Annotated in this window: 11 protein-coding genes; 6 read left to right on the top strand and 5 right to left on the bottom strand. The window is 40.1% G+C overall.

The window, feature by feature from the left end:
- Nucleotides 1-23 precede the first annotated feature (23 nt).
- Nucleotides 24-3,584: a caspase family protein gene (locus tag RMZ95_RS15765; RefSeq protein ID WP_322683710.1), complete on the top strand. Its 3,561-nt coding sequence runs from the start codon at nucleotides 24-26 to the stop codon at nucleotides 3,582-3,584.
- 224 nt (nucleotides 3,585-3,808) lie between these two features.
- Here RMZ95_RS15765 and RMZ95_RS15760 read toward each other — a convergent pair whose 3' ends face one another.
- Nucleotides 3,809-4,954 carry a C1 family peptidase gene (locus RMZ95_RS15760; RefSeq protein WP_322683709.1) on the bottom strand — a complete coding sequence of 382 codons (1,146 nt, stop codon included), beginning with the start codon at nucleotides 4,952-4,954 and terminating at the stop codon, nucleotides 3,809-3,811.
- Nucleotides 4,955-5,604: 650 nt separating this feature from the next.
- Here RMZ95_RS15760 and RMZ95_RS15755 point away from each other — a divergent pair.
- The 3 genes from RMZ95_RS15755 (at nucleotide 5,605) to RMZ95_RS15745 (ending at nucleotide 8,669) form a co-directional block, all read left to right on the top strand.
- Complete coding sequence (locus RMZ95_RS15755) at nucleotides 5,605-6,894, top strand: glucose-1-phosphate adenylyltransferase (protein ID WP_322683708.1); 1,290 nt, start codon at nucleotides 5,605-5,607, stop codon at nucleotides 6,892-6,894.
- Between the two features lie 71 nt (nucleotides 6,895-6,965).
- The gene (locus RMZ95_RS15750; RefSeq protein WP_322673775.1) at nucleotides 6,966-7,535 is read left to right on the top strand and encodes an AAA family ATPase; all 570 of its coding nucleotides are present in this window, start codon (nucleotides 6,966-6,968) and stop codon (nucleotides 7,533-7,535) included.
- A gap of 120 nt (nucleotides 7,536-7,655) precedes the next feature.
- Entirely contained in the window at nucleotides 7,656-8,669 is a 1,014-nt protein-coding gene (locus RMZ95_RS15745; protein WP_322683707.1) for a DnaJ C-terminal domain-containing protein, read from the top strand.
- A gap of 767 nt (nucleotides 8,670-9,436) precedes the next feature.
- On the opposite strand, the gene dprA is transcribed toward RMZ95_RS15745, so the two are convergent.
- On the bottom strand, nucleotides 9,437-10,552 hold the full coding sequence (gene dprA, locus RMZ95_RS15740) for a DNA-processing protein DprA (protein WP_322683706.1): 1,116 nt from the start codon (nucleotides 10,550-10,552) through the stop codon (nucleotides 9,437-9,439).
- Nucleotides 10,553-10,752: 200 nt separating this feature from the next.
- Between dprA and RMZ95_RS15735 the strand changes: the two genes are divergently transcribed.
- On the top strand, nucleotides 10,753-11,889 hold the full coding sequence (locus RMZ95_RS15735; RefSeq protein WP_322683705.1) for an alpha/beta hydrolase: 1,137 nt from the start codon (nucleotides 10,753-10,755) through the stop codon (nucleotides 11,887-11,889).
- 284 nt (nucleotides 11,890-12,173) lie between these two features.
- On the opposite strand, the gene RMZ95_RS15730 is transcribed toward RMZ95_RS15735, so the two are convergent.
- The 3 genes from RMZ95_RS15730 to RMZ95_RS15720 all read right to left on the bottom strand — a co-directional run bounded on the left by RMZ95_RS15730 (nucleotide 12,174) and on the right by RMZ95_RS15720 (nucleotide 14,653).
- A complete protein-coding gene (locus RMZ95_RS15730; RefSeq protein ID WP_322673771.1) occupies nucleotides 12,174-12,863 on the bottom strand; it encodes an ElyC/SanA/YdcF family protein in 690 nt (229 codons plus the stop codon).
- On the bottom strand, nucleotides 12,863-13,519 hold the full coding sequence (locus tag RMZ95_RS15725) for a DUF2301 domain-containing membrane protein (RefSeq protein ID WP_322673770.1): 657 nt from the start codon (nucleotides 13,517-13,519) through the stop codon (nucleotides 12,863-12,865). The genes RMZ95_RS15730 and RMZ95_RS15725 overlap by 1 nt, the downstream gene beginning before the upstream one ends.
- A gap of 330 nt (nucleotides 13,520-13,849) precedes the next feature.
- Nucleotides 13,850-14,653 (bottom strand): SAM-dependent chlorinase/fluorinase, encoded by an 804-nt coding sequence (locus tag RMZ95_RS15720; protein WP_322683704.1) that lies wholly within the window; start codon nucleotides 14,651-14,653, stop codon nucleotides 13,850-13,852.
- Between the two features lie 109 nt (nucleotides 14,654-14,762).
- Between RMZ95_RS15720 and RMZ95_RS15715 the strand changes: the two genes are divergently transcribed.
- Complete coding sequence (locus RMZ95_RS15715) at nucleotides 14,763-14,918, top strand: hypothetical protein (RefSeq protein WP_322667452.1); 156 nt, start codon at nucleotides 14,763-14,765, stop codon at nucleotides 14,916-14,918.
- The last annotated feature ends 311 nt before the right edge of the window (nucleotides 14,919-15,229 follow it).

The following is a 15,229-nucleotide window of genomic DNA, read 5'->3' as shown; positions in this document are numbered from 1 at the left end:
TTTACCAACCCAAGGTGTGTTAAATGGCACGGTACGCGCTTGTTATTGGCATCGCCGAGTATCTCAGCCCATCATTATCGCGTTTGTCAAAGACTACAGATGATGCTGAAGCTGTAGCGCAACTCTTAGAGCAGTATGGTGATTTCCAGTCTGTGCAAAGACTACCTCAGCGCTGGAATAAAGATAAAAACGGCTATGAAATGGCAGCGTCAAAAGTTACTGGCGCTCAACTTGGACAAGATTTGAGAACTTTTTTACTAGAGCAAGCTGCTAATAATGAAGCGCTGATTTATTTTAGCGGACACGGTTTTACTATTTCTGACAATTTAGGGCAACAAAAGGGATATTTGGCAAGTTCAGATTGTCAGATTGAATTTAAAGAAAACGAAAATGTTGAACAAAAATATGGTATTCCTCTGGATAGCCTCAACGATTTAATTCAAGAGTCGCAATTGAGTAGTTTGGTAATGCTACTCGATTGCTGTCATAGCGGCTATTTCTTAGAAAGACAATTAATAGAAAGAACTCTTAACGCTTTCAGTTCGCAAAAAGATTATTACTTAATTACAGCTTGTCGTGGCTTTGAACGCGCCGGACTAATTAAGAGTGAAGAATATAGTATTTTCACAGGTGCAGTTGTTAAGGGATTAGCAATAGAAAATGCAAGTAGTAATAGTAGGCGAATTAGTGGCGATCGCTTGTTTGATTTTGTCAGCAACGAACTTAAAGGTTCCGTACAAGAGCCGATTCGGATGGGTTGGGGACGTTCGATTACTCTGGTTACTTATCCCCAATTAGATATTCCCACAGGCGAAAAAGTTGCTTTCAATCAGGAAAATCCTTATCGGGGACTTTATGCTTTTGAATCAGAACAAGCACAATATTTTTGTGGACGAGATGAAGCAGTTCGCACACTAATTTTGCGTTTAGCAGAGAGTCGATTTTTGGCTGTAATTGGCTATTCAGGTAGTGGTAAATCTTCTTTGGTAAAAGCGGGTTTGTTACCGCAACTAAAAGGCGATCGCCTCCCTGAAAGCAGTCAATGGGCGATCGCATCTTTTACACCAGGAGAACACCCTTTAGGTAAATTGGTTGATATTTTAGCTCGACAACAGCAGCAAAATCAGCCGCATCTATTATTTATCGATCAATTTGAAGAAATATTTACCCTTTGTCAAGACGATGAGGAACGCAAAGCTTTTATCCACTTAATAGCACAGGAAGTAAAAAAGGCTGAGGCAGAAACGCGGATAATTTTGACAATTCGCGGTGATTTCTTAAATCGATGTGCTGACTATTTAGAAATTATTACTCTTATTAATAGCATTCCTCCCACATCATTCATCGTTACACCGATGTCTTTTGCTGAGTTAGAAGAAGCAATTGAAAAACCTGCAAAATTGCATGGTGTAACATTTGAGGATGGTTTAGTTTCGCAAATTTTTGCTGATGTAGTCAACCGTCCTGGTGCATTACCCATACTACAATATGCGCTTAAGGAATTGTGGCGAGTTTGCATTGAAGAACCGGAATCGCCAAAACCACTTTTAACTCATGAAGGCTATGAGGAAATTGGTGGAGTTAAAGGAGCTTTAGACAAACGAGCGACAATTTTGTATCAAAGTTTAACAACTGTAGATCAAGCCTTTGCGCGTTGTTTATTTATGGAATTAGTACAGCTAGGTGAAGCTGGAGAAGTGACGCGGCGGCGTGCTAGCTGGGAGAGATTAGAAGTTGTTGCGGATTCTCCACAACAATTGCAACGGGTTGTAGGATTACTGGCAGGTTCTCAACAACGTTTGATTATCACTGATGAAAAGACGGTTGAAGTTGCTCATGAAGCACTTTTATCAGAGTGGAAATTATTAAATACTTGGATTACTGAAAATCTGGAGAATATTCGTCTCAGTCGTTCTTTAGAGGAAGATTGCCAGGAATGGCAACAAAGATTTAATAAATCGGATGAAGCACTATTGACAGGTGCAAAATTGGCTGTAATTTCTGAATGGGTGAATAAGACTCAGCCAAGACTTACGCCATTGGAATCAGAATTTTTGCATAAAAGTTTGGAGAGACGCGACAGAGAAATTCAAGCTCAATTAGAACAAGAACGCCAATTGCGAGAAGCGGCTGAAGCCAGAGCCAAGGCAGAAGAAGAAAAAGTTAAACAGCAAAAAGCCAAAGTTAAAGCTGAAAGGCAAAGAACCCAGGCGGTTGCAGTGTTAGCAGTTATATCAATTGCATCAGCAGGGTTGTGGGTTAAATCCGAAAAGCATAATGCAGAATTAGTCAAAATGGGAGAAGCAAATACATGGATTAAAGTGTCTCAAACATTACTTGATGCCGATAAGCAACTTGAAGCATTAATGGCAAGTGTACAAGCACTACAGCAACTAAAAAAGGTAGATGGAAAACACACTGAAGAACTCAAGCAACTGCAATCAATAATTTATAAAGTGCAAGAACATAATAGATTAGAAGGTCATCAAGGTTCAGTTTATGGTGTAAGTTTTAGTCCTGATAATAAAATAATTGCATCTGGAGGTGCTGACGGAATTATTAAAATTTGGGATAGCAATGGCAAATTTTTATATAATCTTTCACATCAAAAACAAGCATTTTGGCGTCTGAAATTTAGTCATAATGGTAAATTACTTGCTTCTGCAAGTATTGATGGAATTGTTAAACTTTGGAATATCGGATCGAATAAAAACAAACTCATCAAAACTTTTTCTGGTCATCAAGGGCTTGTTTATGATATTAGTTTCAGTCATGATGACAAACTAATTGCCTCTGGTGGTAAAGACGGAATTATAAAAATTTGTAATACCGAAGTTCAAAAAAAGCAGCCTAAAGTAGAAAATGAACTAAATATAAAAGATTGTTTTCAAAAACAAGGAAATAATAATGCTAGTGAAAAATATGAAATTCATAGTCTAGACTTTGAGCCTTATGATAAATCAAAAATTGTTTACGGAGGTAGTGATGGTATAATCAGACTTTGGAATGTTAATAAAAGTAATAAATTAGAAATTGTTGGGAATCAGGGCGAGATAGTAACAGTAGTAAGGTTCAGTTCGCAAGCAAATGTACTTGCTTCTGCTAGTAACAAAGGTATGATAAATATTTGGAATCCTAAAATCAGAGTTGACAAACCATTAACGTCTTTCAATAGTAATAATAAAGGCGATGATAATACAATCTATGGGTTAGATTTTTCTTCTGACGGGCATAAACTTGCTTCTGGTGGGAATCATGAAACTATTAAAGTGTGGAATGTAGATAGAGCTATACAAAGTCCTAGTCATAAAGAAGCATTTCTGCTAGAAACTCTAAAAGGACATACTAATGGGGTTAATCAATTAGCATTTAGTCATGATGATAAAACAATAGCATCTTCCAGTGATGATGGAACTGTCAGACTTTGGCTTTGGCAGATTGATGCAAGAAATGATGATACTCCTGATATAGAAAAATTGTTAAACTACAGCTGCAATTTCTTAAATGAATACTTAGGGACGAATAAAAATATACCAGATTGGTTATTCATCCAATCTGGTATGTGCTCAATTATCAAAAAATGAAAATATTCTTATTACGGCTTCTTGTTTTGCGAGGTATAATTCTAATTGTCAACAGAATTTAAACATTTTTGAGAGATAAACAAGCCTCAAACCTATGCAGGGTAAGGGAAATACACCAAATGCTCAAAAATAGCCCAAACCCAGATATATCAACAAACTAACTTAAAGCGATGTCAAAGTTTTTCTATATATAGATTTGAGGCTATTTTTTTGGTATTTTTTGTCTAAGTCCCATTAACAGGAGTAAGCTCAACAGATTTAGGCTTAAGAGTTTGAGGTGGTGGATCTGAAGACTTTTGACTTTTACCTCCTAGTAGAACGCCATCCTTAGCTATCAAGCCAAACTGTCTCTCATCAATCCACTCATTCTTCAGCAATGACCACCAGTCAGTAGCTAACCCCTGTAATACATACTCATAGGGTAGCCAACCATAACCATCTTTACCCCAATCTTCGCCCCAACAATTTCTAATTAAGAAAGCTCCTTGAGTTGGAAAACTTTTGTTATGGTCTTTAATTAACTTATCTTTGGGATGCTCAATTATTTTATTGTCATCATAACCAACGGCAACAACTGCATGGCCCCCCAACATCTTTTCGCCTATAGTAGGATAAGAAATTTTTCCTGTTTTTACAGTTTTCTTATTAAAAATAGAACTATAAGTTGTAAACCCAAACATAATAGGAAGTTCAGCAGTTAAAAAAGCTTTGATTTGAACTAATGCTTGTTTTTTTGAAAGTTGAGGTAAGTCAAGCCTAAAATACTGAAGTGCTTGATAATTCTGAGCATAGGCATAGCAAAAAGCAGGTGGTTCTTCGTCGAAATTCTCAATTTCATAAGGCCAATATTCTTCTGGAAGTATGCCAAAAAGTGCCATTGCTTTCATTGTGAAGCGGGTCGATGCTCCAGTATCTCCAGTTAAGTGCATCAATTTTCGTGCAACTTTGTAGAGAAAGAGGCTGGAGACATCTATATCTTCGCCCATTATCTTTCTTTGAAAATATTCTACTAAGGCAACACCAGCTATTGCAGTGCAAGACTTAAGGTTTCCTTGCTGCTTAATTGGAGAACACCATTGCCGCAAATCTACATGAGAAGGTAAATGTATATTTATTGGATATTGCAAACTTGCCGAACTTTGGTCTGTTGCTTCTTTGAAGGGTAAGAGCAAGCTAGTTTGCTTTTTATCTTCCCTCCCGTTCTTTTGAACCACTGTTCTGTTCTCTATTTGTAACGTGCAATCATTTACTAAAGTTGCTTTTTGGAGTTTAATTCTTTCTTTGTTCTTAGAGTCTTCGATTATATTCTCTAGGCAATAGTCTCTAAAATCTGGACGATCTGGCAACCAACCCATTTTAAAGTTCGGCATATATCTGTTACCCTGTTTTTAAATAAGTTAGAAAGTTAACTTAGAGGATGTTTGAAAAGTATTAGGCAAATAGAATTCCCTAGTACACAAGCAAAGTCCACTTTTCTTGTGGAACGCTACGCGAATGTGGGCTAATTCAAAATTAAGAGTTTTCTAACCCCCAGATGTGGGTTGTGTCTGTGTAGCCTATCCAGTGCGTTGGGCGGTTTTGCCGACTTGAAACACCTAGCGTGCGCCTTCTAGTCGCCAAGGCTAGTAGTAAATTAGACTTTTCAAACATTCTCTTAATAGCTGGCTTTTAGCTAACTGTAAGTGGATACACTATAAAAACAATATTTTACGGATTACACATAGAACTTTTTTAGATTTATTTTTATAACGAGGTTTGTTACAGACGATTTACCTCTTCGCCTTGCAAGCTGTCTCTCACAGAGATAAAATCCTACGTGAGGGCGGTCTAGTTGAAACTTCTTACACTTTTTAGCTCAATTAATACAAATGTTCTATTTTTTCTCCTTATCAGCCGCACTATCCATCACTAGTAGCATTCTGTAAAATTCATCCCAAAGAATCAGACGATCCCCCTTACCTGTGGTGGCAGACAGTCCTAAACTGAGAGTGAGAGTTGAAAGGCAGTCAGGAGAAATTTTGTGAAGAAAGTATTATCAATCATTCTTGGTGGTGGCGCGGGTACTCGGCTTTACCCACTAACCAAACTCCGCGCTAAACCAGCAGTACCAGTGGCGGGTAAGTATCGCTTAATCGATATCCCTGTTAGTAACTGCATAAATTCCGAAATATTCAAAATCTACGTCCTGACACAATTCAACTCAGCTTCCCTGAATCGTCACATCGCCCGTACCTATAACTTTACTGGCTTCAATGAAGGGTTTGTAGAAGTTCTCGCTGCACAACAAACACCAGAAAACCCCAACTGGTTCCAAGGTACAGCCGATGCTGTACGTCAGTACCTGTGGTTAATGGAAGAATGGGATGTGGAAGAATACCTAATTCTCTCAGGCGATCACCTCTACCGCATGGATTATCGCCAGTTTATCCAGCGTCATAAGGAAACGGGGGCTGATATTACTCTCTCAGTCATCCCCATTGATGAGCGCCGCGCCTCAGATTTTGGCTTGATGAAAATTGATGATTCTGGTAGAGTCATCGATTTTAGCGAAAAACCCAAAGGTGAAGCGTTACACCAAATGCAAGTTGATACAAGTGTACTGGGATTATCAAAAGAACAAGCCCAGCAACAGCCTTACATCGCCTCAATGGGGATTTATGTCTTTAAAAAAGATGTTTTGTTCAAGTTGTTGAGAGAAGGTACAGAAAGGACTGATTTCGGCAAAGAAATTATTCCTGATGCCTCTAAAGATTACAACGTTCAAGCTTACCTTTTTGATGACTACTGGGAAGATATTGGAACAATCGAAGCATTTTATCATGCCAATTTAGCCCTAACTCAGCAGCCTCAGCCACCCTTTAGTTTCTACGATGAACACGCACCAATTTATACCCGCGCTCGCTACTTACCTCCAAGTAAACTTTTAGAATGCCAAATCACAGAATCAATTATTGGCGAAGGTTGCATTTTGAAAAATTGCCGCATTCAACATTCAGTTTTGGGAGTGCGATCGCGAATTGAATCTGGTTGTGTGATCGAAGAGTCCCTACTCATGGGTGCAGATTTTTATCAAGCTTTTGTAGAACGCCAATGTAACGTAGAAAAAGGTGACATTCCTGTAGGTATTGGTACTGACTCGATTATTCGCGGTGCTATCATTGATAAAAATGCCAGTATCGGTCACGATGTCAAAATCATCAATAAAGATAACGTGCAAGAAGCTGACCGAGAAAGTCAAGGTTTCTACATCCGTAGTGGCATCGTTGTCGTACTGAAAAATGCTGTAATTCCTGATGGAACTATCATTTGATAGTTAGGAGTTAGGAGTTAGGAGTTATGAGTTAATGACTAAAAATTTTGATAGTTAGGAGTTATGAGTTAATGACTAAAAATTCTGATTACTCCTCACTCATCACTTTTAATTCCTCACTTCTAACTTCTCACTCCTCACTTTTTTTACTGATTGGTCTTCCAGGTAGCGGGAAGTCAACTTTAGCAAAACAATTACTGACAGAATCCCCTGAAATGGCGCTAATTTCTACCGATGCCATTCGGGGGAAATTGTTCGGTTCCCAAGCTGTTCAAGGGCCGTGGCTACTGATTTGGCGCGAAATTGAACGGCAATTTCAGCAAGCTATTTCCACAACTAATACAGCTATTTTTGATGCCACCAATGCCCAGCGCCGCAATCGTCGTGAAGTCATTGCTTTAGCACGTAACTTGGGCTTTACCGACATTGGGGGAATTTGGGTGGATACACCAGTTTGGCTGTGTTTAGCACGGAATAAAAAGCGATCGCGCCAAGTTCCAGAAGAAATTATTTTGCGGATGCACCGTCAACTCCGGGATGCTCCCCCAAGTCGAGGAGAAGGATTAGACAGCCTCAGCCGCTTATCAGAAAAATCGGAGTACGGGAATTGCGATTCCTTGGTGAGCGAGAACCACACTTGATTTTCTATATTTTTTGTTAATTTAAAATCATATTCTTTTGTTTGGCACTATACCAGGCAAATTAAATATCTCATTTTCAAAAATAAACATAACGGGAATTTCTAATTAGGAGGCTGGTAGATGGCTGCAACCGACTTCAAGGACTATTACGCTATTTTGGGAGTCAGCAAGACTGCCAGTTCAGAAGAAATTAAACAAGCCTTTCGTAAACTAGCCCGCAAATATCACCCTGATGTCAACCCAAACAACAAACAGGCAGAAGCACGCTTCAAAGAAGTTAGCGAAGCCTACGAAGTTGTGTCAGACCCAGATAAACGCAAAAAGTACGACCAATTCGGTCAATATTGGAAACAAGCTGGTGAAGGTTTCCCATCTGGTGGTGCTGCTCCCGATATGGGTAACTTTGACTTCAGTCAATATGGCAATTTTGATGAGTTCATTAATGAGTTGCTAGGACGCTTTGGTGGCCCTCCCCCTCGTGGTGGGGCGCGCCAAAATCAGGCACGAAGTCACTCTTACCGCACTTCTCCAGGTACCTCAACTCATTTTAGCAGCAGCTTTAACGATTTTGGGTTTCAAGATGGAGGTGCGGGTACTGGGCAGGATAGCGAAGCTGCGATCGCTCTAACTTTTGCTGAAGCATTTAATGGTGTGAAAAAGCGCTTCAGTTTAGGTAATGAAACAATAGATGTCAATATCCCATCTGGAGCTAAAACTGGTACTCGCCTACGGGTGCGGGGCAAAGGTCAGATTAACCCCATGACTCAACAACGGGGAGATTTATACTTAAAAGTCGAACTTCAGCCGCACACCTTCTTCCAAATGGAAGGCGATAACTTGGTATGCGAAGTGCCAATCACACCAGATGAAGCGACTCTGGGAGCGTCTATTGATGTACCCACTCCCGATGGTTCAGTTAATGTCAAACTACCAGCAGGAGTGCGTTCTGGTCAATCTCTACGTTTACGTGGCAAAGGTTGGCCCCTCTCCAAAGGTGGACGCGGCGATCAGTTGGTGAAAGTGGCGATCGTTCCACCAAAAGACCTCAGCCAACAAGAGCGGGAATATTATGAAAAAATCCGGGCTATACGTACTTATAATCCCCGTAGTCATTTGAACCAATTTAGGCTTTAACAAGCAAAAAGAGAATCCCCATAATTGAAAATCTCGTCATTACTCACATTTTGGTGACAGTTAAAGTATTATGCTAAACCATATCTTGTCTAAAACTTAAGTTCTGTGGCTCAGAGCTACTGTTCACTCAAGTGGACTTAAATCATGTTCGGATAAGTGTTTAACCGAACTTGAGGTGAATTGTTGTTTAGTCCAGTTAAGAGAACTTGAACTATTAGCCTTGGAATTGTATTTTGAGGCACAATAGCAACTAAGCTAAAGATAAAAAGATGTGGGTAACGACAAATAATAAGAATTAAGGGATTTTTTTGCGATCGCCAAAACAAGTAAAATGCAAAAACGCGAAATTAAGGCATCTCTATTCTATATATATTGGCTAGCAATGTAATTTTTTGTTACTTTGCGATCGACAGTAGACATCTTGTAAAAGTAACTTTTGCTTTCCGGTTGGGGTGCATGTTAAAGGTTAAAGGGTAAGGGGAAATTCCATACTTTTACCCTCGCCCCTTATCCCCAGAGTGGACTCAACCTTCCTATTTTCCCCACTTCTGCAATTTTTTTTATATAAAAAAATAAAATTTTTATATTGTTAGGACTTACGCAAGTGTCACAAAACAATCGGATTTGTAGTTTGTAGTAAGCGGTACCCCTTATTTTGAGGACTAAAGTCCTCTCTGCCAGACGCTACGCGAACACTACGAACTGTTATAAATCTGATGATTAAATTGCGAAAAATAAATCTAAATAATGTTGTTATCTTTTAATTCTTAACTTTTTTGATACCGCATACCTGGTAGTTGCGAAATAAAACCCATAAGTTCCAACTGTAACAAAGCACTGGAAACTGAGCCAGCAGCCATACCGGTTTGTTGGACAATAAAATCGAAGGGTAAAGCATCACTTGCGATCGCATTCATTACTGTTTGCAATTCGGGCGATAAAGTTGGCATTAACTGTTGTGGTGCTGTAGAAGTTTCAATTGCATCAATTTGTGGTATTGCTCCTAGCATTGTTAACAGTTCGTCTAGTTCTTTAAGAATGAAAGTTGCTCCCTGACTCAGTAACTTTAAGCATCCTTGGGATGGATAATCGTCAAGTCTTCCAGGTAATGCATAGACATCTCTACCAAATTCATTTGCGTAGGTAGCAGTAATTAAGGCACCAGATTTTAAAGGCGCTTCCATTACCAGAATGGCGCGGCTTAAGCCTGCAATAATGCGGTTGCGACGGGGAAAGTGAGTCCGATCGGGTGGGGTTTTTGTTGGGTACTCACTTACAACTAACCCAGCCGTCAAAATTTGCTTGTACAAATCCCGATTTTTATGCGGATAGATGACATCTACACCAGTTCCCAAAACTGCGATCGTTCGTCCACCTGCTTTCATGGCGGCGATGTGGCTTTCGGTGTCAATTCCCTCTGCCATACCAGAAACGACTGTAAAGCCATTTTTAGCCAAAGCTGTACTAATTTGGCGAGTCCAACGGATACCATATTCTGAGGGTTGGCGGGTTCCGACAATCCCAACCATTGGTTTTTGTCCGAGATTTTCTTGGAGTTCGACTTCACCGCGATAGTACAAAATTGGCGGTGGACTGGGAGTTTCTAGCAATAAACGGGGATAATCTGCATCTGCTGGCGTCCAGAAATGAGAATTTTCCTGCTGGTGCTTGGTAAATAGTTGTTCTGGGTGCAAACGCGATCGCTGTTGTACTACTTTTTCTAATGTCTGAAAACCAAAACCCTCTACTTCTCCTAACTGTACCTTAGTAGCGTTCCAAGCTGTTGCCAGCGTGCCAAAATGCTGTTGCAGCCGTCGCAGTAATACTGGCCCAATTCCCGAAATTTGTGCCCAAGCTAGCCAATATGCACCTTCTTCTACCACCGTTCTATCCTCACGCCACTGGATTGAGTATTCCCAAATTAGGGTTGGCTGTTGATGGAGTAGGGGCGATACTGTTTGGTTAAGGCAAGAGACGCGATAAATCGCCGTCTCTACAAAGACCTCTTTCCCAATTCCCCTTGACTTTTGACTCTTGACTCTTGACTATTAACTATTGACTATCTATCTTCTTATCTTCTGTGATGAAATATTTCTATCGTCTTTTAATCAGCCTATCTGGGTGCTTAATATTTTTACTGGTGCATAGTGGACTTGGTTTGTTGCCTAGTTTGGCAGCCGAAAAAGTTACCGTCAGGTACGGATTGTTTGAGCAATCGATCCCGGTGGCAGATATACGCAACTATGACAAGACACAAAAGGTTTCTGCCGATCTGAAGTCTTTTCTAGATTACCTTAGCGCTAAAGAGAAACAGAAATTTCAAGAAGCCCTTCAGGTGAAAATGTCGCTTGATATTGTGGCTTTAGATAAGTTGATAAACACAGGAATGGGCAAGCAAATTTTATCTTTTGCATCCCAAGCGATCGCTCGTCGCGATCGAGCTAGTATACAAGCACTACGATCGGCCATTATCATCGGAGCAAGATCGCCAGAAGGTCTAGGGATAGCCAGCTTTCTACAAGCTTATCCCAGCGATCGATTAGTTGTTGATGTGTCAAAAATTCAGAAGCTAGTCAGTATGGCAAATTCCTCTTCTAGTTCTGCTGATGCGCCGCCGAAAGATGACGTAAGTTCTTCACCTTTAGGGAAAGTTGCCCTACAATATCAAATACTCGCCGCCCAAGATAAACAGTTCTCAGGTTGCTTATTTGGCGATTCTATTTCGGCTGGACTTGGCAATACCCTTGGGAGTGGTACTTTTAATTTTGGGTTAAATGGTCTGAGTACAATCTCATTACTAGAACAACTGAAAAGTTTAATTCCTACCAAGGTGAAATGCGAAAAAGCCATTATTGCCGTAGGTGGAAATGATGCTTTGTATCAAATTAGTGATGAGTTATTTAGCAAAAATCTCCAAGAAGCGATCGCACTTATCCGCACAATGGGAACTAAAGGGATTTTTCTAATTCCGGCTTTTTATTCGACAGTGGCAGCAAGCTCAGATCCAACAGTAGCAGCCCCACTTAAGAGAGTTGAACAAATTAATGTTCTGATTAATCAAGTGGCTGAAACAGAAAAAGTACCAGTTGCCGCAGCCGGACTAGCACCATTATATGAAAATAATGTTCTTAAAGAAAATTTAACCAGTGATGGCGACCATCTGAATGCAGAAGGTTTGAAAATTTATCGGCAAGCATTATTACAAATCCTGGGTAAGTAGGTCAACCTAATTAATGTGAGTTCGATGAACCTCTCCCGGACAACCTCCCTCTCCCACGGGGAAAGGGAGGAGCAACGAAAAATTACGGTTTTTGCTTTCCTCTGGGTGTCCAAGAGGGGTTGGGGGAGAGGTGCAAAAAAGGGCTTGTCGAACTCACGTTAATTAAACATAAAACGCTCACTAGATAGCTCCCCGATTTATTAAATAAGTTGGGGAATTACGAATTACGTTAGCGTAGCGGTAGCGAGTCTACGAGCGTCATTACGAATTACGAATTATAACTATTAGGCTTTCCAATTCAAAAACCGTGCATAAAGATAAGCTATACCTTCATCAATAACCATCCGCACGCCTTCGCTAGAGTTCCACCATTTGTTTGGATTATAATCTTGTGTTGTCGCAGCAATAACACCAACATTAATTTGAGGGGTAAGTATTTTTTTAAAAAGAAACCAACTCCTACGGGCATGAACGTCCAAGGAAAAAAGATTAATCGATTCTATCTTTAAATTTGAATTGGATAGCCAACGCTCAAATTCCGCAGCAGATGCATAACTACGATCTTTAACCACAAAAGGTGTCGGAACGGCTACTACTTTTTCTGCTTCTAAACCGAGTTTTATGAAGGTGTCAGCTGACACGTCTGCAAAGTTCTTGTATCCGGTAAGATAACTTCCTTTTCCTAATGTACCTCCGGTAGTAATTATTTGATGATAAGAACCGTTTTGAAATTCAGTCAAAGCTTCTTCTATAGCGTAATCTGGTAGCCATCCTTCAACAACTAATACTTCTGCTGATTGGATCGGGGAAGTTACGGCCAGAAATGAGTGTACATGACTAAAAATGAAAAATATTAAATAAACAATCAAAGCGATCGCAATCGCCCACCCTTGAGCCGTAAGTGTCCACATTTCTTGGCGTTTGATTAGTTTGATTTTGGGAAATTTTTGACACCGACGATTTTTTATCCGCATTAAACCTTAGCTAAACGTTGTTCTTTCAAGTAAGTAAACACAGACTTATCTCCAATATCAGCAGGAATTGCTTGGACTGTCTTTCGCAGGGCAAACACTAAAAATAATATTGCCCAAGTTCCTAATAAAATGCTTTCTCCCTGAGTTGGTAAAATTCCTACCAAATGTCCTAACAACAGTAGCGGTACAATTGGGGTTAATACTTTGGTTTCCAGGCGATTGAAGCAAAAAGCCTCTTTAAAATAAATACCTGTTAAAGCTACAAAGATAAAACCAACTCCAAATAAGGTAATTGGCTGATTGTAAATCGCAAGAGCTAAAGGTTCACTACTAGCGATCGCCAGAATCACTGATGCGATACTACCAATCGCCCAAAAAACTTGCAATGCTCGGTGCAGTGATGCCATGTAGATATGGATGGTAAATAAACTTACACCAAGTGCGATGCTAAAACAAGCATATAAAGGTGTCAGTAAACTTACAACAGTGGGGTTATTGTTGAGTAAAATCAAGGCGCTGCCTATGGCAAAGCTCAGTGCTGCTACCATTAATCCAGCGCGATAGATAATTACGCCAGTGCGATCGCTTTGAGTAATTGTAAATTCCCCAAACTGACCTTGATAAACTTCTGGTGCAGAGAGTGTTTGTGTAGTCATAGCTAAGAATATAATTATGATTCTCTAGTAGAGTACAACAGGAAATTGCTCAAGGGTTACTTTTATTATTATGAGCAATAAGGCAACTTCATGTCACCATTCCTAAACTTACATCTTTTAGCAGTTGCTTTCTGGAAATTTTTGTCAAATTGGCACTGCCTACGGTGAATGAAAATGCTTGTTTTTAAGTGGTGTGTAGTTGCCCATCCTCCTTTTTATATCTAGAATTTTCCCCTTTTTTTGACTTGACCACAAATTACCAACAGGCACTTTGCAGCCTGGTAATTTTTCACTGTCTTAACTTTAGCAAGATTCACTGGTCTGATTGTCTTAAAAAAACAACACTTCTAACGGATCTTGTAAATCAATCTGTAATTGTGAGTGAGCATCTCCGCAATTAATGGCAATTTCTACCCAACCGTGACTGCCAACTAAAGCTATTATCTCTCCCACTTTCACCTCACTGTAAGTTTCACAGCCTGATACACTCAATCCTGCAACTTGCACATACCAACTTTTACCTTGCACGTAACTCGCTGGAATGTTACTCACTAAGTTGCCAAAGTGGTCAATATATTGAATGCAACCCACTACACCAGTGGTTGTCTGCTTGCAGTCGCCTATATCCAGGTTTACCAAACTTACTAAATCGATTTCTTGTCCTAGCTGTTTGAGGGGGACACCACTAGCAAGATTAGCTGCCACTGGTGCAAAGATATCCCTACCGTGAAAAGTCTTGCTTGGTTGAGGAGTGCGCCAATAATTAAGATTTGTAAGTTCGACGGCTGCGATCGCCAGACTTTGATTCAGTACCCCGCTGAATATACCATTATCTGGCCCGACCAAAAACCCTTGAGCAAATTCTACTGCGATCGCCCGTCGCTTGGTTCCTACACCTGGATCTACGACTGCCAGATGCACTGTCCCAAGTGGGAAATGGGCATAAGCATTCATCAGGCTAAACCTGGCTGCTTTGATGTCTTGCGGCGGAATTTGGTGGGTTAAATCTACCACCGTCAGTCTGGGGTTGATTTGGGCTATGACTCCCTTCATTATGCCGACATAAACATCGCGATCGCCGAAATCGCTCAGTAAAGTCACAAGGGGTTGTCGATCTATCTGGTTATTAGACATATTTTAGCCAAATTATATAAAAAATATATTTTCTGTAGCAACAGCTACAAAATGTGTGTTATGTTAGGAATACAAGACATAAATTGAAAAACTAAAGCAGGTAATCACTATGAGTCAAAATAGACTACAAAGTTTGAGCAAATCACGAGAAACTCACAGAGCGAATATTCAAAAAAGCCTAGAGCATCGCTTGGAAATAGCTAGAGCAAAAGGCGACGAACAGTTAATCCGTCAACTGGAAGCTGAAATGAGGTATTCCAGCTAAATCAAGTTTTCATTGTTCATAGTTTTGTTGTGCAACCCGCTACGGCGGGTTTTTTGTTTTTATATCATGTCCGCCTAATTAGTTATAATTCCCACATCTGTGCAAAAACCAGGAAACCCTCTTTCTCCCTGCCCCCAGCAAGAACTGCTCCCCTGCCGTCTTAATGATAAGTCTTTAACCGGACACGATATTAGAGGGTTTCCTGGCAACAGCTATAAAAGCTTATCATTACCAAATATAAGTATCGATACTGGCTAGACCCCCATCATTGAAGACGTTGACTAAATCATCTTTCCCATCTGCGTTAAAAT

It is taken from the genome of Nostoc sp. DedQUE07, assembly GCF_034530975.2.
Classification (GTDB): Bacteria; Cyanobacteriota; Cyanobacteriia; order Cyanobacteriales; family Nostocaceae; genus Nostoc.
The sequence above is the reverse complement of the archived record's forward strand: the minus strand, read 5'-3'. Positions and strand labels throughout refer to the sequence as shown.

Coding starts and splice junctions, on each gene's coding strand:
- RMZ95_RS15765 (WP_322683710.1), top strand. CDS start 24: ATGGCACGGTACGCGCTTGTTATTGGCATCGCCGAGTATCTCAGCCCA.
- RMZ95_RS15760 (WP_322683709.1), bottom strand. CDS start 4,954: ATGCCGAACTTTAAAATGGGTTGGTTGCCAGATCGTCCAGATTTTAGA.
- RMZ95_RS15750 (WP_322673775.1), top strand. CDS start 6,966: ATGACTAAAAATTCTGATTACTCCTCACTCATCACTTTTAATTCCTCA.
- RMZ95_RS15745 (WP_322683707.1), top strand. CDS start 7,656: ATGGCTGCAACCGACTTCAAGGACTATTACGCTATTTTGGGAGTCAGC.
- RMZ95_RS15735 (WP_322683705.1), top strand. CDS start 10,753: ATGAAATATTTCTATCGTCTTTTAATCAGCCTATCTGGGTGCTTAATA.
- RMZ95_RS15730 (WP_322673771.1), bottom strand. CDS start 12,863: ATGCGGATAAAAAATCGTCGGTGTCAAAAATTTCCCAAAATCAAACTA.
- RMZ95_RS15725 (WP_322673770.1), bottom strand. CDS start 13,519: ATGACTACACAAACACTCTCTGCACCAGAAGTTTATCAAGGTCAGTTT.
- RMZ95_RS15720 (WP_322683704.1), bottom strand. CDS start 14,653: ATGTCTAATAACCAGATAGATCGACAACCCCTTGTGACTTTACTGAGC.
- RMZ95_RS15715 (WP_322667452.1), top strand. CDS start 14,763: ATGAGTCAAAATAGACTACAAAGTTTGAGCAAATCACGAGAAACTCAC.